The 18,787-nt window shown below is 69.4% G+C and carries 18 protein-coding genes; 7 read left to right on the forward strand and 11 right to left on the reverse strand.

What is annotated here, in order from left to right:
- Positions 1–225 precede the first annotated feature (225 nt).
- Positions 226–1,878 carry a fumarate hydratase gene (locus ACFY3V_RS24195; protein WP_389776390.1) on the reverse strand — a complete coding sequence of 551 codons (1,653 nt, stop codon included), beginning with the start codon at positions 1,876–1,878 and terminating at the stop codon, positions 226–228.
- A gap of 230 nt (positions 1,879–2,108) precedes the next feature.
- On the opposite strand from ACFY3V_RS24195, the gene ACFY3V_RS24200 reads away from it, so the two are divergent.
- Positions 2,109–2,456 carry a hypothetical protein gene (locus ACFY3V_RS24200; protein ID WP_389776393.1) on the forward strand — a complete coding sequence of 116 codons (348 nt, stop codon included), beginning with the start codon at positions 2,109–2,111 and terminating at the stop codon, positions 2,454–2,456.
- Here the strand turns inward: ACFY3V_RS24200 and ACFY3V_RS24205 are convergent.
- Entirely contained in the window at positions 2,362–3,312 is a 951-nt protein-coding gene (locus tag ACFY3V_RS24205) for a DMT family transporter (RefSeq protein WP_389776396.1), read from the reverse strand. The genes ACFY3V_RS24200 and ACFY3V_RS24205 overlap by 95 nt on opposite strands.
- A 67-nt stretch (positions 3,313–3,379) precedes the next feature.
- On the opposite strand from ACFY3V_RS24205, the gene ACFY3V_RS24210 reads away from it, so the two are divergent.
- Both ACFY3V_RS24210 and ACFY3V_RS24215 read left to right on the forward strand, forming a co-directional pair.
- Positions 3,380–4,888 (forward strand): PLP-dependent aminotransferase family protein, encoded by a 1,509-nt coding sequence (locus ACFY3V_RS24210; RefSeq protein ID WP_389776399.1) that lies wholly within the window; start codon positions 3,380–3,382, stop codon positions 4,886–4,888.
- A 519-nt stretch (positions 4,889–5,407) separates the two neighbouring features.
- Positions 5,408–6,319 (forward strand): TIM barrel protein, encoded by a 912-nt coding sequence (locus tag ACFY3V_RS24215; protein WP_362898943.1) that lies wholly within the window; start codon positions 5,408–5,410, stop codon positions 6,317–6,319.
- Positions 6,320–6,410: 91 nt separating this feature from the next.
- Here the strand turns inward: ACFY3V_RS24215 and ACFY3V_RS24220 are convergent, their stop codons facing one another.
- Positions 6,411–7,616: an MFS transporter gene (locus ACFY3V_RS24220; RefSeq protein WP_389776403.1), complete on the reverse strand. Its 1,206-nt coding sequence runs from the start codon at positions 7,614–7,616 to the stop codon at positions 6,411–6,413.
- A gap of 184 nt (positions 7,617–7,800) precedes the next feature.
- On the opposite strand from ACFY3V_RS24220, the gene ACFY3V_RS24225 reads away from it, so the two are divergent.
- Complete coding sequence (locus ACFY3V_RS24225) at positions 7,801–8,403, forward strand: DUF1707 domain-containing protein (RefSeq protein WP_350947971.1); 603 nt, start codon at positions 7,801–7,803, stop codon at positions 8,401–8,403.
- Between the two features lie 207 nt (positions 8,404–8,610).
- On the opposite strand, the gene glpX is transcribed toward ACFY3V_RS24225, so the two are convergent.
- Positions 8,611–9,645 (reverse strand): class II fructose-bisphosphatase, encoded by a 1,035-nt coding sequence (glpX, locus tag ACFY3V_RS24230; protein WP_350947970.1) that lies wholly within the window; start codon positions 9,643–9,645, stop codon positions 8,611–8,613.
- A gap of 81 nt (positions 9,646–9,726) precedes the next feature.
- On the opposite strand from glpX, the gene ACFY3V_RS24235 reads away from it, so the two are divergent.
- Both ACFY3V_RS24235 and ACFY3V_RS24240 read left to right on the forward strand, forming a co-directional pair.
- Positions 9,727–10,332, forward strand: coding sequence for a TetR/AcrR family transcriptional regulator (locus tag ACFY3V_RS24235; RefSeq protein WP_362898949.1), 606 nt, complete (start codon positions 9,727–9,729; stop codon positions 10,330–10,332).
- 38 nt (positions 10,333–10,370) lie between these two features.
- A complete protein-coding gene (locus tag ACFY3V_RS24240) occupies positions 10,371–10,904 on the forward strand; it encodes a DUF4245 domain-containing protein (RefSeq protein ID WP_362898951.1) in 534 nt (177 codons plus the stop codon).
- 210 nt (positions 10,905–11,114) lie between these two features.
- On the opposite strand, the gene ACFY3V_RS24245 is transcribed toward ACFY3V_RS24240, so the two are convergent.
- The 6 genes from ACFY3V_RS24245 to ACFY3V_RS24270 all read right to left on the reverse strand — a co-directional run bounded on the left by ACFY3V_RS24245 (position 11,115) and on the right by ACFY3V_RS24270 (position 16,982).
- A complete protein-coding gene (locus tag ACFY3V_RS24245) occupies positions 11,115–12,707 on the reverse strand; it encodes a CotH kinase family protein (protein WP_389776408.1) in 1,593 nt (530 codons plus the stop codon).
- A gap of 9 nt (positions 12,708–12,716) precedes the next feature.
- On the reverse strand, positions 12,717–13,394 hold the full coding sequence (locus ACFY3V_RS24250) for a DUF4956 domain-containing protein (protein ID WP_389776411.1): 678 nt from the start codon (positions 13,392–13,394) through the stop codon (positions 12,717–12,719).
- 6 nt (positions 13,395–13,400) lie between these two features.
- Positions 13,401–14,312 (reverse strand): polyphosphate polymerase domain-containing protein, encoded by a 912-nt coding sequence (locus ACFY3V_RS24255; protein ID WP_389776414.1) that lies wholly within the window; start codon positions 14,310–14,312, stop codon positions 13,401–13,403.
- A 92-nt stretch (positions 14,313–14,404) separates the two neighbouring features.
- Entirely contained in the window at positions 14,405–15,871 is a 1,467-nt protein-coding gene (locus tag ACFY3V_RS24260; protein ID WP_362898957.1) for an ATP-binding protein, read from the reverse strand.
- Positions 15,868–16,569: a response regulator transcription factor gene (locus ACFY3V_RS24265; RefSeq protein WP_362898959.1), complete on the reverse strand. Its 702-nt coding sequence runs from the start codon at positions 16,567–16,569 to the stop codon at positions 15,868–15,870. Before ACFY3V_RS24265 ends, ACFY3V_RS24260 begins: the two co-directional genes overlap by 4 nt.
- 182 nt (positions 16,570–16,751) lie before the next feature.
- Complete coding sequence (locus ACFY3V_RS24270; protein ID WP_350947962.1) at positions 16,752–16,982, reverse strand: exodeoxyribonuclease VII small subunit; 231 nt, start codon at positions 16,980–16,982, stop codon at positions 16,752–16,754.
- A 137-nt stretch (positions 16,983–17,119) separates the two neighbouring features.
- Here ACFY3V_RS24270 and ACFY3V_RS24275 point away from each other — a divergent pair, with 137 nt between their 5' ends.
- The gene (locus ACFY3V_RS24275; protein ID WP_362898961.1) at positions 17,120–17,590 is read left to right on the forward strand and encodes a GNAT family N-acetyltransferase; all 471 of its coding nucleotides are present in this window, start codon (positions 17,120–17,122) and stop codon (positions 17,588–17,590) included.
- Here the strand turns inward: ACFY3V_RS24275 and xseA are convergent.
- On the reverse strand, positions 17,568–18,776 hold the full coding sequence (xseA, locus tag ACFY3V_RS24280) for an exodeoxyribonuclease VII large subunit (RefSeq protein WP_389776419.1): 1,209 nt from the start codon (positions 18,774–18,776) through the stop codon (positions 17,568–17,570). The two genes, ACFY3V_RS24275 and xseA, sit on opposite strands and share 23 nt — an antisense overlap.
- Between the last annotated feature and the right edge of the window lie 11 nt (positions 18,777–18,787).

Raw genomic sequence — 18,787 nt, forward strand, 5'->3', positions numbered from 1 at the left:
CGGACTCGACGGCTTCTCTCCGTAGTCGGACCGCACGTTGCGGTGAAGGGGGTTGTTCTCGTCGGGAGTGGTGGCCGACGGAACGATGGTCCCGCCAATGATGGTTGCGGCCGTCGTTCCCGAGGTGTCACGCACACCGCCGCACGGCGCTCCGACGTCGAACTCGTCGACCTCGGGCGCCTGTACGGCGGGTCCTGACCCTCGGCGTCTCGCGAGGGGGCGTGGTCAGCGGCGGCCGATGGTGAGGACGGGGCCGGTCGTGTCGGCGAAGAAGTCCTCGCCCTTGTCGTCAACGACGATGAACGCGGGGAAGTCCTCGACCTCGATCTTCCAGACGGCCTCCATGCCCAGCTCGGGGTATTCGAGGACCTCCACCTTCTTGATGCAGTCCTGGGCGAGGCGGGCGGCGGGGCCGCCGATGGAGCCGAGGTAGAAGCCGCCGTGGGCCTTGCACGCGTCGGTGACCTGCTTGGAGCGGTTGCCCTTGGCGAGCATGACCTTGGAGCCCCCCGCCGCCTGGAAGCGTTCGACGTAGGAGTCCATGCGCCCGGCGGTGGTGGGACCGAAGGAGCCCGAGGCGTACCCTTCGGGGGTCTTGGCGGGGCCGGCGTAGTAGACCGCGTGGTTCTTGAGGTACTCGGGCATCTCGCCGCCCGCGTCCAGGAGCTCGCCGATCTTGGCGTGGGCGATGTCGCGGGCGACCACGAGCGGGCCGGTCAGCGACAGGCGGGTCTTGACGGGGTATCTGGTCAGCTCGGCGAGGATGTCCACCATCGGGCGGTTGAGGTCGATCTTGACGACGTCGTCGGAGAGGTGGTCGTCGGTGGTCTCCGGCAGGAACCTCGCCGGGTCGGTCTCCAGCCGCTCCAGGAAGACCCCCTCGGGGGTGATCTTCGCCAGGGCCTGGCGGTCGGCGCTGCAGGAGACCGCGATGGCCACGGGGCAGGAGGCGCCGTGGCGGGGGAGACGGATGACGCGGACGTCGTGGCAGAAGTACTTGCCGCCGAACTGGGCGCCGATGCCGAGCTTCTGGGTGAGCTCGAAGACCTTGGCCTCAAGGTCGGTGTCGCGGAAGCCGTGACCCGAGGGGGAGCCGGAGGTGGGGATGGAGTCAAGGTAGCGGGCGCTGGCGTACTTGGCGGTCTTCAGGGCGAACTCGGCGGACGTGCCGCCGACGACGATCGCCAGGTGGTACGGCGGGCAGGCGGCGGTCCCGAGCGAGCGGATCTTCTCCTCCAGGAACTGGAGCATCCGCTTCTCGTTGAGCACCGCCTTCGTCTCCTGGTACATGAAGGACTTGTTGGCGCTGCCGCCGCCCTTGGCCATGAACAGCAGCTTGTACTCGTCGGGGTGGCCGCCCGGGTCCTCGGCGTAGAGCTCGATCTGCGCGGGGAGGTTGGAGCCGGTGTTCTTCTCCTCCCACATGGTGAGGGGGGCCATCTGGGAGTAGCGCAGGTTCAGGCGGGTGTAGGCGTCGTACACCCCGCGGGAGATGTGCTCGGCGTCGGCGCCGTCGGTGAGCACGTGGCGCCCGCGCTTGCCCATCACGATCGCGGTGCCGGTGTCCTGGCACATCGGGAGCACGCCGCCCGCCGAGATCGAGGCGTTCTTCAGCAGGTCGAGGGCGACGAAGCGGTCGTTCCCGCTCGACTCGGGGTCCTCGATGATCTTACGGAGCTGGGCGAGGTGGGACGACCGCAGGTAGTGGGAGATGTCGTGGATCGCGTTCTCGGTGAGCAGCCGCAGCGCCTCGGGCTCGACCTCGAGGAACCTGCGTCCGGCGGCCTCGACGACCCGTACCCCCTCGGCGGTGATCAGGCGGTATTCGGTCTCGTCCGGTCCCAGGGGAAGCAGGTCGGTGTAGTCGAACTCGGGCATCGTCGTCGATCCTCCGTGCGGGCGCCGTTTTCCCTAGAGGGTACGGCCTCGTGTTTCGCGCTCGGCCTCCGCGGTCAGGTTGCGCGCGGCCAGGCGGACATATGAGATGAAAAACACATATTTAGGGCAAGTTTTGATGACCTATGCGTCTTTTATAGCTATCTGTCCGAATCAAAGAGGAGGCTGGAAAGAGCCGGATCGAGCGTCCGGCGGAAGCGGGGAGACAGACGATGAACATCGGAAACACCATCATGCTGGCGATCGTGGCCCTCTTCGTGGTGGCCGGTCTCACCGTGTCACTGATCGCGATCACGCTGACGAGCATCAAGGAGACCGGCGGACGCGTTCCCCAGTGGCCGGTGAGCTGGCCGGAACCTCCGCTCACCCTCCCTCAGCAGAAGCCCGGCACCGCCTCCGGGCCGGCGAGTCTGCCCTCGCAGCGGGTGACCCTGCACCCGCGGGACGGTGAGACCGTGTGGCGGGTCAGCCTGCCCCAACGGGTCGAGATTCCCCGGCAACGGGTCGCCTCGTCCCGGTCGGCCGACGTGCCCCCGCAGCGGGTGAGCCCGCTGCGCTGAGGCCGATGACGATGCCGGCGACGACGAGCGCGGCGCCGAGCAGGTCGGGTGCCGAGGGTGCGCCGAGGCCGAGGACCGCGCCGGTGGCGATGGCGCCGACCGGGATCAGCCCGGCGAACAGTCCCGCGGTCGCCGGGCCGAGCCGGGGCAGGGCGTCGTACCAGAGGAAGAACGCCACGCTCGTCACGATCAGCGACTGGTAGCCCAGACCCGCGAGTTCGGGCGCCGTCGGCACGCGGATCATCGCGGCGCCGTCCACGAGCAGCCCGGCGACCACCAGCATCGGCACGGCCAGCGTCACCGAGTACGCCGAGACGCGCACCGCTCCCAGCTTCGGCAGCAGCGGGATGGCGAGCAGGGAGAAGCAGACCTCGCAGCCCAGCGCGCCCAGCGACCAGAGCAGCCCGGTCAGGTCGCCGCTGCCGAGTCCGGTCGCCACCGTCGCCCCGGCGACGACCACCGCCGCCGCCCCGACGAGCCGGGGCGAGGGGCGTCCGCCGAGCAGGGCGAGCGCGAGCGGTACGGTGCCGAGGACGGTCCCGACCAGGGCCGGACCGCCGTGCCGGGTGGCCTCGATCACGCACACGTTGAAGATCACCAAACCGGTGAGGGAGAGCGCCGCGAGCAGCGCCGTCTCACGGGGGGTGAGGCGGACGAACCGCAGCCCCGCGAGCCGGGCGACGGCGAGCAGGATCACGGCCGCGAGCAGGTAGCGCAGGGCCTGGCCGCCGTAGACGGGGTACTCCCCGATCACCCCTGAGACCCCCGCCAGGGTGCCCACCAGGAACATCGCCGTCGCGGCCTCGACCGGGCCGCGCCATCCCCGCCGGGCGGCGGTGCTGACATCCACGTTCATGTGCGGAATGCTAGGAAACCAATGGCACCCCTGTCGGGTCCAATCCAGCGGTGAAACAGAGGACCAATTGGCGGACCTGCACATCGTCGTCGACCGGGCGGCGGGCGGTGTCGCCGCCCAGATCGCCCGCGAACTCCGCGAGGCGGTGCGGCGCGGGCGGCTGGCGGCCGGGGCGAGGCTGCCCGCCAGCCGCGAGCTGGCGCGGGATCTCGGGCTCTCTCGCGGCGTGGTGGTCGAGGCGTACGAGCAGCTCGTCGCCGAGGGTTTCCTGATCTCCAGGATCGGGGCGGGAACCACCGTGGCACCCGCCGCCAGCCGTCCCGCGCCCTTCGACGGTCCCTCCCCGACGCCGCCGGGCCGGCCGCGCGCGAAGGCACGCACCCCCCGCGCGCAGGAGAGCGTTCGCGGGGAGGAGAGCGGTCACGGGCCGTACCGGGAGCGCCGTTCCACCGCACCCGACCTGGGGGCGTTCCCCAGACAGCGGTGGCTGGCCTCGATGAGGAGGACGCTCGCCACGCTGCCCGCGGAGGCCCTCAACTACGGCGACCTCGGCGGTGTCCCGGCGCTGCGCGAGGAACTGGCCGCCTATCTCGGGAGGGTGAGGGCGGCCGACGTGAGCCCGGACAACCTGGTGATCGTGGGCGGGGTGGCCCAGGGGGTGAGCCTCACCGTCCAGGCGCTCGCGGGCAGGCTCCCCCGAGCCGGGTCCCCCCACGATCTCGGCTGGTTCGTCCGGCGGGCCGCGAACCCCGTGCCGCCCCCCGGCCGGATTCGGCTCGCGGTCGAGGATCCGGCGGGGGCGCGTCAGCTCCCTCTGCTGCACGCCGCCGGCGCCGACCTGGTCGCCGTCCCCGTGGACGGCGAGGGCGTCGACGTCGGGGCGCTGGCCGCGACCGGAGCGCGGGCGGTGCTGCTCACGCCCGCGCACCAGTACCCGACGGGGGTCGTGCTCTCGCCCCGCCGCCGCGCCGAGCTGATCGAGTGGGCCGTCGCGACCGGCGCGGCGATCCTGGAGGACGACTACGACGCGGAGTTCCGCTTCGACCGCGACCCGGTGGGCTGCCTGCAGGGGCTGGCGGCCGACCGGGTGATCCTGATCGGGAGCGTCAGCAAGTCCCTCGCTCCCGGCCTCCGCCTGGGCTGGGTGGCGGCCCCGCCCGAGATCGCCGGGTCGCTGCGGCTGGCCCGCGGCGAGCTGGACCTGGGATCACCCGTCCTGGAGCAGTACGTCCTGGCCGACTTCATCACGACCGGCGACTACGACCGGCACCTGAGAAGGATGCGCCGGGAGTACCGCGCTCGCCGCGACGCCTTCACGCTCGCCCTCGGCGAGCACCTTCCCGAGATCACCGTGTGGGGTGTCTCCGCAGGGCTCCACCTGCTCGCCGAGCTGCCGCGTGACTGGGACGAGGTGGCGGTGGCGGAGACGGCCCAGGAGTACGGGCTGGCGGCCGAGCCGGTGGGGCCGATGCGATACGCCCCAGGTCCGCCCGCACTGGTGATGGGCTTCGCCCGTCTGCCCGTGCACCGCGCCGACGCGATGGTCGGTGCCCTCGCGGACGCCCTGCGCCGCTGAGTCGCCCCGTGATCCGTGCCCTCGCGGGAACCCGGCCGCCGGTGCCACCGAGGTCGGCGGCCGCGATCCGGTCCCTCGTGGAAATCGGCCGGGCCGTCTCGCGATCCGCCTCCCGGTGCGTGCCGCGCGCCGCTGAGCAGCCCCACGACGACGCCTCCCACCTGCGGATACGCCGTCCGGTGGACGTCGCCTACCGCCCGATGGATCGTCCTGATGTCCTGACAAATTCTTGACGGCTTCCCGGTCCTCACCTAGAACTGGGGGTCAACCGCTTTCCTCTCCGAAAGGCACAATGCGTGTTGGATCATCGGGAATCCGCAGAATTAACGCGTTTCCCAGCGTGGTCCGGGGGGAAGCGGAGAGTCACCGCACCGCTGAGGACACCCTCGTGGCGCCCTGCCTCGCCGAGGCCGCGGAACCCTCCCGGCGCGAGGGGCGTCCGGTGCGCGACACGGAGGTGATTATGTGAGAAGAGGCGATCCTGTGAGAGAGTCCGGCTCCGCCGTCGAAGGAGCCCCGGTGCGAACGGCCGGCGCGCCCATCTCCTGGGGGGCCTGCGAGGGCCCGGGCTGGGGGCGGCAGCCGGATCGTTCTCAGGTGCTCGCCGAGATGAGAGAGCTCGGCCTGACGGCCACCGAACTCGGCCCCGCCGGGTTCCTGCCGCCCTCGCCGACACACTGCCGCTCCCTGCTCGCGGAGTACGGGCTGCGCGCGGTGGGCGGGTTCGTCCCCGTCGTCCTGCACGAGGCCGACCACGACCCGCTCCCGATCGTCCGGGCCGCGATGCGCGCCTTCATGGACGGCGAGGTGGACGTGGTCGTGCTCGCCGCCTCCACCGGTGGCGAGAGCCACGACGCCAGGCCGGAGCTGGACGCCGTCGCCTGGAAGACCCTCACGGGCAACCTGCGCCGGATCCTCAAGAACGCCAAGGAGTTCGGCAGGACCGTCACCCTGCACCCGCACATCGGAAGCGTGGTGGAGAACCGCGAGGAGGTCCAGCGGGTGCTCGACGACAGCTCGATGCCGCTGTGCCTGGACACCGGCCATCTCCTCGCGGGTGGCACCGACCCCGCCGAGCTGGTCTCCCACGCCGCGGAACGGATCGCGCACGTCCACCTCAAGGACGTGGACGCCGCGATGGCCGAGCGGGTCAGAGCGGGCGAGCTGACCCACACCCGGGCCGTGAGAAACGGCCTCTACCGCCCGCTGGGCGGAGGCGACGTGAACCTCCCCGCCGTCGTCGGCGGCCTGACGGCGGCCGGGTACGACGGCTGGTACGTCCTGGAGCAGAACATCGTGCTGGAGCCTGCCAACGGTGGTTCCGATGCTCCCAGGGAGCCCGCTGGTTCCGGCGAGCCCATGGAGAACGTCCGCGAGAGCCTGGCCTACCTGAGGAAGCTCACCGGAGACGAGAGCGGCCGACCGGGCTGACGACGAGGGACGACGAGGTCCGGGCGAGCCTCGCGCGGCAGGAGGCGACGGCGAGCCGCCCGGCCGGGCCGGCCGATCACCGGGACCGGGGTCACGGTCGTTCGGCGGGCTCCTGCGGGCCTCTCCCGGGGCTGCCTTCGTCCGAGGGTTCCAGGTCGGGCTGGAAACCCTTGGCGAGGAACACGATCAGGGCCACCAGGACGGCCGCCGGTACGAACGCCACCCGGACGCTCACCAGGTCGTTGAGCGTCCCCACCACGGCGGCACCGACGAGGAAGCCGACGTAGTTGAACATGTTGACCCGCGCGATCGCGGTCTCCGCGCCGGCGCCCAGCCGTCCCGCGGCCGAGAACGACTGCGGGGCGATGACGGACAGCCCGACGCCGATCAGGCCGAACGACACGACGGCCACCGCGACGCCGGGCGCGACGACGACTCCGAGCGTGCCGACGGCCGCGATCACCGCGCCCACGCGGACCACCGGCGCCGGCCCGTACCTGCGTACGGCGAGGTCGCCGGGGACCCGCGCCAGCAGCATGGTCGCCTGGTAGACGAGGTAGGCGAACGGCACCAGCCAGCCGCTCGCCGCCAGCGCCTTCTCCATGTAGACCGTGCTGTAGTTGGACACCGCCGCGTCGCCGACGTACAGGAACGCCATCGCCAGGCAGAGCGGGATGATCGGCCGCCACGGCACCCGGGCCGTCACGTGCCCGGCCCGCTCACCGGACCTCTCCTCCGGGTGCCCGTAGAGCCGGGGGAGCATGACGATCGAGATCACCGCGCCGATCAGCACCGGGACGGAGAAGGACCAGCCCAGCTCGACGCCGAGCGCGCTGAAGGCGGAGTTGAACCCGGCGCCCAGCATCGAGCCGATGCTCCACACCGCGTGGAAACCGGTCAGCACGCTCATGCCGTACCGGCGCTCGACCGCGACCGCCTGCATGTTCATCGCCGCGTCCACCGCGCCGACGAACAGGCCGAACGCGGCGCTGAGGACGTACAGCCCGGCGAGCTGCCCGTTCCAGCCCATCAGCACCACGGTGGCGCACACGCCGACCTGGGCGATCCGCAGGACCGGGGCGCTGCCGTACCGGCTCGCCAGGAGACCCGCGACCGCGCTGCCGATCCCGGCGATCACCGGTACGAGCAGCAGGACCAGGGTGAGGTCGCCGTCGCTGAGCCCGAACCTGTGCTGGAGGTCGATCACATGGGTGAGCAGGGTGGCGAAACAGAGACCCTGGACGAAGAACGCCGCCCAGGTCGCGACGCGCGCCTGCCTGTCACGTGGGGTCGGCATGACGATCTCCGGGAAACATGAGGGGGATTCAAGTTTCCGTCAGGGTATGGGCGAGGTACCCGGTGGTCAATGGTTGATGATCTACCGGTTTTCGCCGGCCCGTCGCGCCGGACGTTCCGGCTCACGGGGCATGTCGGCGCACTCGCGCCGCTGCCGGAGCCCGCGCAGGGATTATGGTCGAGGGGTGGAGAGTCCCCGTCCCCCCGCCGTCCGCCATACCGGTCCCCAGCCGCGCCCCGCCGACCTGAGAGCCGGAGACGTCGACCGCGAGAGAGTGGCCGCCGTACTGGCCGACGCGCTCGCCGACGGGCGTCTCGACCACGCGGAGTACGACGAGCGCACCGAGGCCCTCTATCGCGCCCGCACGCTGGGAGAGCTCTCCGCGCTCACCGCCGACCTGCTCCCGCCCGAGGCGCAGCCGCTGCGCACCGACGTCCGCCCGGTGGCGGCGTTCTTCGGCTCCGAGGAGCGTTCCGGCCGATGGGTGGTGCCGACCCGGTTCACGGCCACCGCCATCTGCGCGAACGTCAAGCTCGACCTGTGTGACGCGCTGCTGCAGTCCAGCCACGTGACCCTGCACGTCACCGTGATGGGCGGCACCCTCACCCTGATCGTCCCCGAGGGCGTGCGGATCGAGATGCCCGCCTCGTCGTACATGGGGGGCAAGAAGAACCAGGTCCCCGCCTCGCCCGACGGGCCGGTCATCGAGATCACCGGCGTCGTCACGCTGGGGAGCATCGTGGCGAAGTCTCCCAAGCGTCCCCGCCGCTCCTGGTTCCGCCGCTGACACCGTTCCCAGGTCGGCGGCGGACGCCGTTTTCCTGGTCTTTCCTGATCCTTTCGGGTTTTTCCCGGCCGCGATCACTCTTCCGCCGCGCACTCCTCACCGGAAATCCTTCGCCGAGATCCCTTCACGGGGAGCCCTCGGCCGGAGGGCGCCCCGCTGAGGGCGCTCCTCGGCCGAAGGGGAATCCCGGCTCCGGCGTCCCGGCTCTCAGCTGGCGCTGTCGAAGTTGATCGCGCTGTAGGCCCGCAGCTTCCAGAGCTGGTGCTCGCTCTCGATCTTCCGTATCGTCCCCGAACGACCGCGCATCACCAGGGAACTGGTGATGGCCCTCCCCGCGCGGTAACGGACGCCCTGCATCAGCTCGCCGTCGGTGATCCCGGTGGCCGCGAAGAACACGTCGTCGGACCTGACCAGGTCGTCGGTGCTCAGCGTGGCGTCGAGGTCGAGGCCCGCGTCCAGCGCCCGGCGGCGCTCGGCGTCGTCCTGCGGCCAGAGCCTGCCCTGGATGACACCGCCGAGGCACTTGAGCGCGCACGCGGCGATGATGCCCTCCGGGGTGCCGCCGATGCCGAGCATCAGGTCGACGCCCGTGCCGACCCTGGCCGCCATGATCGCACCGGCCACGTCGCCGTCGGTGATGAGCCTGATCCTGGCCCCGGCCTCCCGGATCTCCTGGATGATCTTTTCGTGGCGGGGCCGGTCCAGGACGACCACGGTCACGTCCGAGGGCACACCGCCCTTGGCGCGGGCCACCGCGGCGATGTTGTCCGCCACCGGCGCGTTGATGTCGACCGACGAGGCGGCCTCGGGGCCGGTGACCAGCTTGTCCATGTAGAAGACGGCCGAGGGGTCGTACATCGAGCCGCGCTCGCTGACCGCGATCACCGAGATGCCGTTGGGCATGCCGAGCGCGGTGAGCCGGGTGCCGTCGATCGGGTCCACGGCCACGTCGCACGCCGCGCCACTGCCGTCACCCACCTGCTCGCCGTTGTAGAGCATCGGCGCGTTGTCCTTCTCACCTTCGCCGATCACCACCACACCGCTCATGGACACCGTATTGATCAGCTGGCGCATCGCGTTCACCGCGGCGCCGTCGGCGCCGTTCTTGTCACCTCGTCCGACCCAGCGGGCACCGGCCATCGCGGCCGCCTCCGTGACCCGGACCAGTTCCAGAGCGAGGTTGCGATCGGGTGCGTGTTCTCCCGTGGCGAGGGCGTCGGGAACGGACGTCTCATCGGACATGGTGGGAAACCCCTCTCGTGTCAATGCAACGATCGTAGTTGGCCCCCCTCTGACCGGTCGGCGGAGGATAATGTGCCCACCATGAGCAGCGACACGGAACGGCTGGTGAAAGGCGCGGGCGGGCGGACATCCGAGCGGGGTGCCGCCACGCGCGTCGCGCTCCTGTCCGCCGCGAGGGAGATCTTCGTCACAAGCGGTTTCGCCGAGACCGGGGTCACCGACGTGGTCGCCCGCGCGGGAGCGAGTGTCGGAAGTCTTTACCATCATTTCTCCGGCAAAGCCGATCTCTATCTCACGCTCTTCGAGGAGTTCCAGACCCGTCAGACCCAGCGGACCAAGCAGGCGGTCCAGGACGCCAGGGCCGACGGCGAGAGCGACCCGATGCGCCTTTTCATCGCCGGGGCCCGCGCCTACCTGGAGGGCTGCCTGGCCGAGCGGGAGGTCTCCGCGCTCTTCCTGCGCGGCGACGGGCCGCCCGGGTTCGAGGTGATCATGCGCGACCGGCTCCGGCAGTGGGCCAAGCGCAACGCCGCCCTGTTCGAGGGCGACGAGGGGGCACTGGTCGTCGTCCTCACCGGCGCGCTCGCCGCCGCCGTCTCCGAGGTCGCCCTCTCCGACGACGAGGACGCCTCCCGGGCACTCGTCGAGGACGTGCTGACCATCATCGCCCAGATCCACCGCCCCTGAGAGCCAACCGCCCACCCGAACGGATAGTGTCGACAGTCGTGCGAAAGTTCACCCAGGGCTTCTACGGCTACGTGTTCGCGATGGCGGTCTGCCTGGCCGCCGTCGGCCTGTTCCTGCTGGTCACGCCGCAAAGCAGGACCGAGCACATTCCCAGGGTCGACTACTCGATCGCCCTCGCCGACCTGCGCCGTACGGCGCCCTTCCTGGTGTGGGCCCCCGAACCCGTCGCCGCCGGATGGATCCCGAACAGCTCCAAGAACACGAGCGCGAACGGTGTCACGACCTGGAGGCTCGGTTTCGCCACCGCGAAGCGCTTCCACGCGATGCTCGCCCAGAGCAACGAGAAACCCGAGGCCGAGTTCGCCAACCGGCTCTCCAACACCTCCACGGTCACCGGCACCGTCCAGATCAACGGCGTCACCTGGGAGCAGCGCGTCCGCGAGGACAAGAACCAGCGCTCCCTCGTACGGTTCCTGCCGGACGTCACGATCGTCGTCACCGGCACCGCCCCGTGGGACGAACTGTCCACCCTGGCCGGGTCCCTCAAACAACTGCCGAAGAACACCTCCTAGAGAGCCGGTCACGTGATCGTCAGGTGACCGGCACCGGTCCTTGGTCGATCATGTGCGTGATCATCGTCACGCACATGACCTGTGTGATTCCTGAGAGGGCGAGGGGACGGTTCTCCGGTAGACCGGTCTGTCGGAGAACGGTTGGGCCGCGGTCGCTTCCGGGCTTCGGCCCAGCTCCCTCCTCAGGGCCCTCGCGTGATCGCGAGAACCCTAACCGCCGCTGATCGCTTTGTCGGACCGCAGTGTCTGAGTGCGGGTGGTCAGGAACGTACGTAGCTTCTGTGCCTCGGTGTCGGCCTTGGCGGTGTCGGCGTTCTCGTTCAGCTTGTAGGACGTGACGAGATCGTCGAGCAGGCCGGATGCGGTGCCGTTGCCGAGCAGTTCGGTGTACAGAGCGCGATACTGGTCCTGGTAGATCTTCTTGAAGGCGGCGTTCTTGAGGAACTTCTCCTTCAGAGGATGGCCCAAGCGCATCATGCCGCCGCCTTCTGGACCTTGCGGACGCTCCGGCTGGCCATTCTGGGGTGGGATGGCACTCTGGTTCGGCTGGCCTTGCTGGGGGCGTCCTCGGCCGCCGCCCATCGAGATCGTGTCGTTCACACCACTCTTGGCGTTACCGTTGAAGGCGAAGTTGAGGTCCCAGGTGATGACTTTGAACTTCTTGGTGTCCAGGTCGTACCACAGGTAGTAGTTGCGTCCGGGCCCAGCCATGTCGTCGAAGTTGACCATGAGGTTCTGCAGGACCAGATAACGGGCGAACGACTCCACATCCAAACGCTCGCCCAGGCCTGAGGCGAATTCGGGGTCGGATGCCTCGTTCACCCATTTGACCAGATCGATGACCGGCTGCAGATCCTGGACGCCGACCTTGTTGATCTGCTTGAAGTCGTTGGTGTACCCGGTCTGGTCCTCGCCCTTGTAAGTGAAGGAGCCGCTGGCCAACGACTTGTACAGCACGCCGTCGCCGAGGTTTTCCGCATAGCCCTCGTCGAGGTATTCCACGATCAGGCGCGGTGTCGAGGTGCGGCCGTTGACGGTGAAGGCGCTGTGGATGGAACGCTGGGTAGGTTCACCGGAGGCGCCGACCAGTGCGATGCCCAGTGCCTCGTTCAGCATCGTCGTCGAGCCCATCGCGGCCGGCCGTACCGCCACCTGGTTGTGCCCCTGGTAGCGGCGGCCCTCCACGAACTCGTCGAAGCTGATCAGCCACGGCAGGTTCTCAGGCTCCTCGCCCTTCAAAGACGCGCCGAACCCGCCACCTCTGGGCTGGTCGCCATTCGGCTCACCGCCTTCGGGTGGTTGGAACCCTTCGGGTGGTTGGAACCCCTCGGGTGGTTGGAACCCCTCGGGTGGTTGGAAGCCCTCTGGCATACCTCCGCGTCGTTGCCCGCCGCCAGACATGCTCCGTTGCTTGGACTGTCCCTTCCAGGTCAGCCCGGCCAGAGTGGAGTTGCCCTTGAGTCGAATGCCCACGCTGGGGATGCGGGTGCCGTCGATGGTCAGATCGGCTTCGACATACTTCTTGTCGCCGTCCTTGAAGTACTCGTTAAGCATGTCCTCATAGGCCGCGTCGGTGAAGGTGATCTTCACCTCGTGCGCCACGGAGGTGTCGAAGAGCTCCTTGGTGCCGGTCACGTCCGTGATGACGGTCTCAGCCTTGGCGGTCTGGGAGACGGTGATGTAGGGGCGGATCATCCCGCTGCCGAGTACACCCCAGCACAGGGCCAGAAACGCCGCGCACAGCGCGACCAGCTTCCAGTTGTGCCGGAGTTTGACCGGGATGCGATGTTTGAACTGCGCCATGGTGTCGCCTTACAGGTCGCTCTGGTCGTACCCGGTCAAGACGGTGACCGACTGGCCGTGGTTGCGCTCGCGCAGCGCGGCCATCACGTCGGCGGGCTCGCTGCCCTTTTTGATCTTCACGGTGTACATCAGCTCCGTCAGCGCGCCACCTCGGATCGACTCCATGCTGACCAGTTCGAACTCCTCGGTGTGCCGGATGAGCACATCCTGGATGACCGGGGTGTAGTCCTCATCCGTGGGAACCTGCACCTTGACCACCTGCCGCCGTACGTTGAGCTGGAACCAGTTGAACCGGTGCATGACCATGATGATCAGCGAGATCGCCACGGCGGCGACGATGGCCAGCAGGTAGAAGCGGGTACCGACGGCCATCCCGATGCCCATGACGAGGAAGATGAACCCGACGTCACGCGTCTCCTTGATGGCGTTACGGAACCGCACCACCGAGAGCGCGCCGACCAGGGCGAAGGCGCGGGCGATGTTCGAGCCGACGACCAACATGATCAGCGAGATCAGCATGCCCAGGATGACCAGCGTCTGCACGTAGGACTGGCTGTAGGACACGTTGCGGTGCGTGGCCCGGTAAACCCAGCCGATCATCGCGCTGAGCACGAACGACAGCGACATCGCGATCGCGATGTCGGCCACGCTGAACGTGCCGGACAGGTCCTGGAACGAGAAGTCCATGGGGAGTCATGCCTCCGAGAGAACGGTCGGCTGATGGCGGCCGAGATCGAGATCGTGGTCGGGAATGTGAAAGACCGAGCGGGGAGCGAGCCCATGCGCCTCCACGCTCTGGCAGTACTTGGAGACCCGGACCACCTGCAGGTTCCGTTCGGCGGTCAGGTCGGTCAGCCAGTACGGCACGCGCTCGTTGGCCTTGACCTCGACGATGGACATGTGAGCGGGGACGATGAGCCTGTTCTCGGAGTCGGCGCCCAGGTGGAAGTCGCGGTCACGGCCCCGGATGCGGTTGTCGAAGGTGACGCGCAGGCCCACGTCGGCGTCGCGGCCCACGTAGGCGTGCCGGGTGTAACCGGTCATCGCGACAGCCCGCAGGTCCAGACGCAAGGAGAGGTCGAGCACCTCCTGCAGGAAGGCGCGCTGGGACGGCTCGTGCTCGACCATCTGCCGGCCGTCACACAGGCGCAGCGCGTCCCTGTAGGGCAGGCTCACCCGGCGCTTCTGCGTGACCCGGTTGACCCGCTGCTTGATCTCGACGAACACCGGAGTGTCGTCCCGCAGGGTGAACCGGTCGCCGTAGTGGCGCACCCGCAGCTTCCTGCGGAACTTCAACCCCTCGATCTTCTCCCAGTAGAAGCGCAACTGCCGGGTGTCGTAGTAGACGCTCCAGATGCCGTACCCCTCCTGGCCGCTGTGACGGTCGCGATCCAGTCGCTGCTCGATCTCTTTCCTGAGCGTGACCGCCTCCGAGGCCTCCACGAGGTACTTGATCTCGTACCGGTTGAAGGCGTGCAGCTTGCTCGGTGCCCGCAGCCGGTGACCCTGATCACCGGCTGGGTCATCGGCCGGTTCGGTGCCGGATGTGCTTCGATCGCTGTCGCGAGCCATGGAGACGGCTGGTTTGCGGAATCTTGCCAGCATGTTTCTCCTTTCGTCAGCGCACATCTGACAGCACCAAGCTGGGAACAATGTGTGAACCGCATCCGACGAGAAGGTGAACTGTCTGTGGACGTTCAGCTGTCCTGAGGCTGCTCCAGCGGGAGAAGCACGCGGAAGGTGGTGCCGCGGCCAGGTGTGCTGGTCACCTCGATCCGGCCGTCGTGCGCCTGCACGAGCGCGGCGGTTATGGCCAGGCCCAGCCCGGTCCCGCCGCTGTCGCGGGAGCGGTCCGGATCGGCACGGTAGAAGCGGTCGAACAGGTACGGCAGATGCTCGGGATCGATGCCCTGCCCCTCGTCCCGCACTTCGAGTAGTGCGGCTCCGCGGTGGGGAGCGGGTCCGGTACCGGCGTGCACGACACCGGGGGTGAAGACCCCGGTAACCGCTCGCGGAGCGACGGTGAGGCTGATCTCGGTGCCGGAAGAGGTGTGCTGGATGGCGTTGCCGACCAGATTGGCGATGACCTGATGCAGGCGGCGCTCGTCGCCGCGCACGAAGACCGGCCCCTCGGAGATGATCAGTCGGATCGGCCGTTCGCGATCGCGGGCGCGAGCGGCGTGCACCACGTCTCCGGCCAGCACGTGCAGGTCCACGACGCTGGGCTCCAGCGCGGGCTCCTGGTCCAGCCTGGCCAGCAGCAGCATGTCCTCCACCAGGACGCCCATGCGCTCGGCCTCGGCCTCGATTCTGCGCAGCAGCCGCTCGGCCACCGGATCCCCGGCGTCCTGGCCGTGATGGTAGAGCTCGGCGAAGCCCCTGATGGAGGTGAGCGGGGTGCGCAGTTCATGCGAGGCGTCGGCGACGAAGTGCCGCAATCGCCGTTCGGAGCGCTCGGACTCGTTGAGTGCCGTGGCCAGGCGTTCCAGCATGGTGTTCAGCGCGCCGCCGAGGCGGCCTGTCTCGGTGTCGGGGTCGGTGTCGCTGACCCTGCGGTGGATGTCTCCGCCTGCGATGGCCTCGGCGGTCTGCTCCATGCGGGTCAGCGGGCGCAGGCCCAGCCGTACCACGGCGAAGGCGAGCGTGCCGAGCAGCAGTAACACCAGGCTGCCCGCCACCGCCTCGATGACCAGGATCTGGTGCACGGTCGCCTGGTTGGGCTCCAGCGACATCGACACGGTCAGCCTGGTGCCGTCGGGCAGGCTCCTCACCAGCACTCGCCACTCACCCGTCCCCATGGCGGGCACGGTGATGGGGCCTCGCGGGATGGTGGATATCGCCGCTTTGGGGATGGCTGGTCCGTCGCCGTTCTCGGCGGGAAGACTGCGCAGCAGGGTCCCGGAAGGGTGGTAAAAGGCGATCTTGAACTGGGTGGGGATCTGAACGGACTGCCCCCCGTCCACCGATGACGGAGGCGGAGGCGGAGGCGGGAGCGGACGCCGGCCGAAGGCGATGACCGTCTCGGTCAGCTGGGCGTCCACCTTGGACAGCAGCGAACGCTCCAGTAGCAGCACACTCGCGGTGGCGAACACCGTCAGCCCGACCGCGCACAGACCGAGCAGCGCGGCCAGCAGCCGATGCCGCAGGGGCCAGGTCCGTCTCACGAGAACCTCTGCAGCCGGTAGCCGACGCCACGCAACGTGTGGATCAGTGGCGGGCCGTCAGCGTCGATCTTCCGCCGCAGGTAACTGATGTAGGACTCCACGATCCTGCTCTCGCCGTCGAAGGCGTGGTCCCACACACGGTCGAGGATCTGCGCCTTGCTGACCACCCGCCCGGCGTTGATCATGAGGTAGCGCAGCAGGCTGAACTCCGTCGGAGACAGATGGATCGCCCGTCCTGCCCGCCGTACGGTGTGGGCCTGCTCGTCGAGTTCCAGGTCGGCGTAGCGCAGCACGCCGTCGTCGGCCTGCTTCTGTGCGGGCCGTATCCTGCGCATGATCGCCCGCAGCCGCAGGAGCACCTCCTCCAGGCTGAAAGGCTTGGTCACATAGTCGTCACCACCGGCGGTCAGCCCCGCGATCCGGTCGGACACCGCGTCCTTGGCGGTCAGAAAGAGCAGCATGGGGCTGTCACCGGCCTCGTGGAGCCTGCGCGCGACCGTGAACCCATCCAGGCCGGGCATCATCACGTCCAGCACGACGATGTCGGGCCGCTCTCGGGCCACCGCCTCCAGCGCCTGGCGGCCGTCCGCGGCGGTCCGTACGGCGAAGCCGTTCAGTTCCAGGGCCTCGGACAGCAGTTCGCGAATGTTCGGTTCGTCATCGACGACCAGCACCTTCGCGACGGGTTGTTCGTTCACCGCATCGTTCTACTCGCTCTCTATGAGAGAAAGATGGGAACGGCCGGTCGAGTACGGATGGCTCTGTCCAACGGCGCGGACATCCGGAGCAGGGCGGCGACGTGATTCCAAAACGATCGATGATCGTGGGCGGTGATGCCGTTGGAAACGCTCGCTCCGACGTCAGCCGGTCGCCGGGGGACTCAGAAGGGCGTCTCCCCGGCCGGGTCGGGTTGCCGGCGCTGGGCCATCGCGGCCGCGAGCCTCACCCGGGCGCCCTGGAGCCACTCCTCGCAGATCGCGGCCAGCTTCTCGCCGCGCTCCCAGAGCTCGATCGACTGTTCCAGGGTGAGCCCGCCCGCCTCGAGACTGCGGACCACCTCGGTCAGCTCCTCGCGCGCCTGCTCGTACGACGGTCTCTTCTCATCGGCCACGACCCCACCTTAGATCGTCGCGCCCATCCGGTGACGCCGTGCCGTGCCGGGAGTCACCGCCGGCCCGCGAGGGCCGACCGGCGCCGACGGGCTCCCCTCCCGCCTCGCCGGTGCCGTACGGCTGGAAGAATGCCGAGGTGAACGTTCGTGACGCGGCCGTCGGCGACATTCCCGAGCTGGTGCGCCTCCGTGAGATCCTGGCCGACCGGATGGCGATGGACGGCCACCTCCCCATCGAGGAGGAGTGGCAGCACGCCTACGCCGAGAGCCTCCGGGAGCGGCTGGGCAGCTCCGACACCGCCGTCTACGTGGTGGACTCCCCCGGCCACGGGCTGGCGGCCTGCGGGATCGGCCTCATCTTCGACCGCTTTCCCGGCCCCAGCCTTCCCGACGGCCGCTACGGCTACGTCCAGGGCATGACCACCGATCCCCGCCACCGGCGCAGGGGGCACGGCCGGGCGATCATGGGAGCCCTCCTGGAGTGGTACCGCGACAGCGGGGTTCGCAGGGTCGACCTGCACGCGACCTCCGACGCCGAGCCCCTCTACCGGCAGCTCGGCTTCGTCGACGACGGCTACCCCTCGCTCACCTGGCGGGATCGCTCCTGACCCGCACCCGGTCGTCGGGGAAGCGCACCGTGAGCTCGTCACCGGGGGAGACCTCGCTCGCGAGCCGTACGACCTCGCCCGAGGGGCGCTGCACGATCGCGTAACCGCGTTCCAGCGTGGCGGCGGGAGACAGCGAGACCAGGCGGGCACGCAGGTGCTCCAGCGAGTCGGAGGCACGGTCCAGGGAGGCGGTGAGGGACCGCCTCGCCCGGTCCCTGAGCTGCTCGGCCTGCTCGGCCCTGCGTTCGACCTCGCGCACCGGGTCGGCGAGAGAGGGGCGGGAGCGGGCCGCCGCGAGCCAGGCCGTCTCGCGGTCGAGCCAGCCGCCCGCCACCCTGCGACCCCGGTCGCGGAGCTGGCGGATCAGCGTCATCTGCTCGCCGACGTCCGGCACGACCTTCTTCGCCGCGTCCGTCGGGGTGGACGCGCGCACGTCGGCGACCAGGTCGAGCAGCGGATTGTCCTGCTCGTGGCCGATCGCACTCACCACGGGCGTACGGCAGGCCGCCACCGCCCGCACGAGGGCCTCGTCGGAGAAGGGCAGCAGGTCCTCCATCGACCCGCCGCCCCGCGCGACCACGATGACGTCGACCTCGACGTCGGCGTCGAACTTGCGCAGCGCCTCGACGACCTCACCGACCGCGTACGGCCCCTGCACGGCCACCGGCTCGACCTTGAACCGCACGGCGGGCCAGCGGCGCCGGGAGTTTTCCAGCACGTCGCGCTCGGCGGCCGAGTCGCGGCCGCAGATCAGCCCGACCGTGCCCGGCAGGAACGGCAGCCGCCGCTTCCTGTCGACGCCGAAAAGCCCCTCCGAGGCGAGCAGCCGGCGCAGCCGCTCAAGCCGCGCCAGCAGCTCGCCCACCCCGACCGGCCGCATCTCCAGCGCGGTGAACGCGAACGAGCCCTTGTTGACCCAGAAGTCGGGCTTCAGGTGGGCCACGATCCTCGCGCCGTCGACCGGCCGGGGGACGGTCGCCTCGTAGACACCGCGCGGGCAGGTGATCCGGGCCGACACGTTGGCCACCGGGTCGCGCAACGTCAGGAACACCGTGCCGCCGCGGGCGGTCAGCTCGGTGATCTGCCCCTCGACCCAGACGGTGCCGAGCTTGCCGATCCAGCCGCCGACCATCTGCAACACCGTGCGAACCGGTAGGGGCTGCTCAGGGGTGGTGTTCGAGCTCATGGCCGGGAGCC

Source organism: Streptosporangium sp. NPDC000095 (genome assembly GCF_042899335.1).
Classification (GTDB): domain Bacteria; phylum Actinomycetota; class Actinomycetes; order Streptosporangiales; family Streptosporangiaceae; genus Streptosporangium.

Excerpts from the sequence above, each read along its gene's own strand:
- ACFY3V_RS24250 (WP_389776411.1), bottom strand. The coding sequence starts at position 13,394 with ATGGACTTCTCGTTCCAGGACCTGTCCGGCACGTTCAGCGTGGCCGAC.
- ACFY3V_RS24245 (WP_389776408.1), bottom strand. The coding sequence starts at position 12,707 with ATGGCGCAGTTCAAACATCGCATCCCGGTCAAACTCCGGCACAACTGG.
- ACFY3V_RS24255 (WP_389776414.1), bottom strand. The coding sequence starts at position 14,312 with ATGCTGGCAAGATTCCGCAAACCAGCCGTCTCCATGGCTCGCGACAGC.
- ACFY3V_RS24205 (WP_389776396.1), bottom strand. The coding sequence starts at position 3,312 with ATGAACGTGGATGTCAGCACCGCCGCCCGGCGGGGATGGCGCGGCCCG.
- ACFY3V_RS24220 (WP_389776403.1), bottom strand. The coding sequence starts at position 7,616 with ATGCCGACCCCACGTGACAGGCAGGCGCGCGTCGCGACCTGGGCGGCG.
- ACFY3V_RS24235 (WP_362898949.1), top strand. The coding sequence starts at position 9,727 with ATGAGCAGCGACACGGAACGGCTGGTGAAAGGCGCGGGCGGGCGGACA.
- xseA (WP_389776419.1), bottom strand. The coding sequence starts at position 18,776 with ATGAGCTCGAACACCACCCCTGAGCAGCCCCTACCGGTTCGCACGGTG.
- ACFY3V_RS24200 (WP_389776393.1), top strand. The coding sequence starts at position 2,109 with ATGAACATCGGAAACACCATCATGCTGGCGATCGTGGCCCTCTTCGTG.
- ACFY3V_RS24195 (WP_389776390.1), bottom strand. The coding sequence starts at position 1,878 with ATGCCCGAGTTCGACTACACCGACCTGCTTCCCCTGGGACCGGACGAG.
- glpX (WP_350947970.1), bottom strand. The coding sequence starts at position 9,645 with ATGTCCGATGAGACGTCCGTTCCCGACGCCCTCGCCACGGGAGAACAC.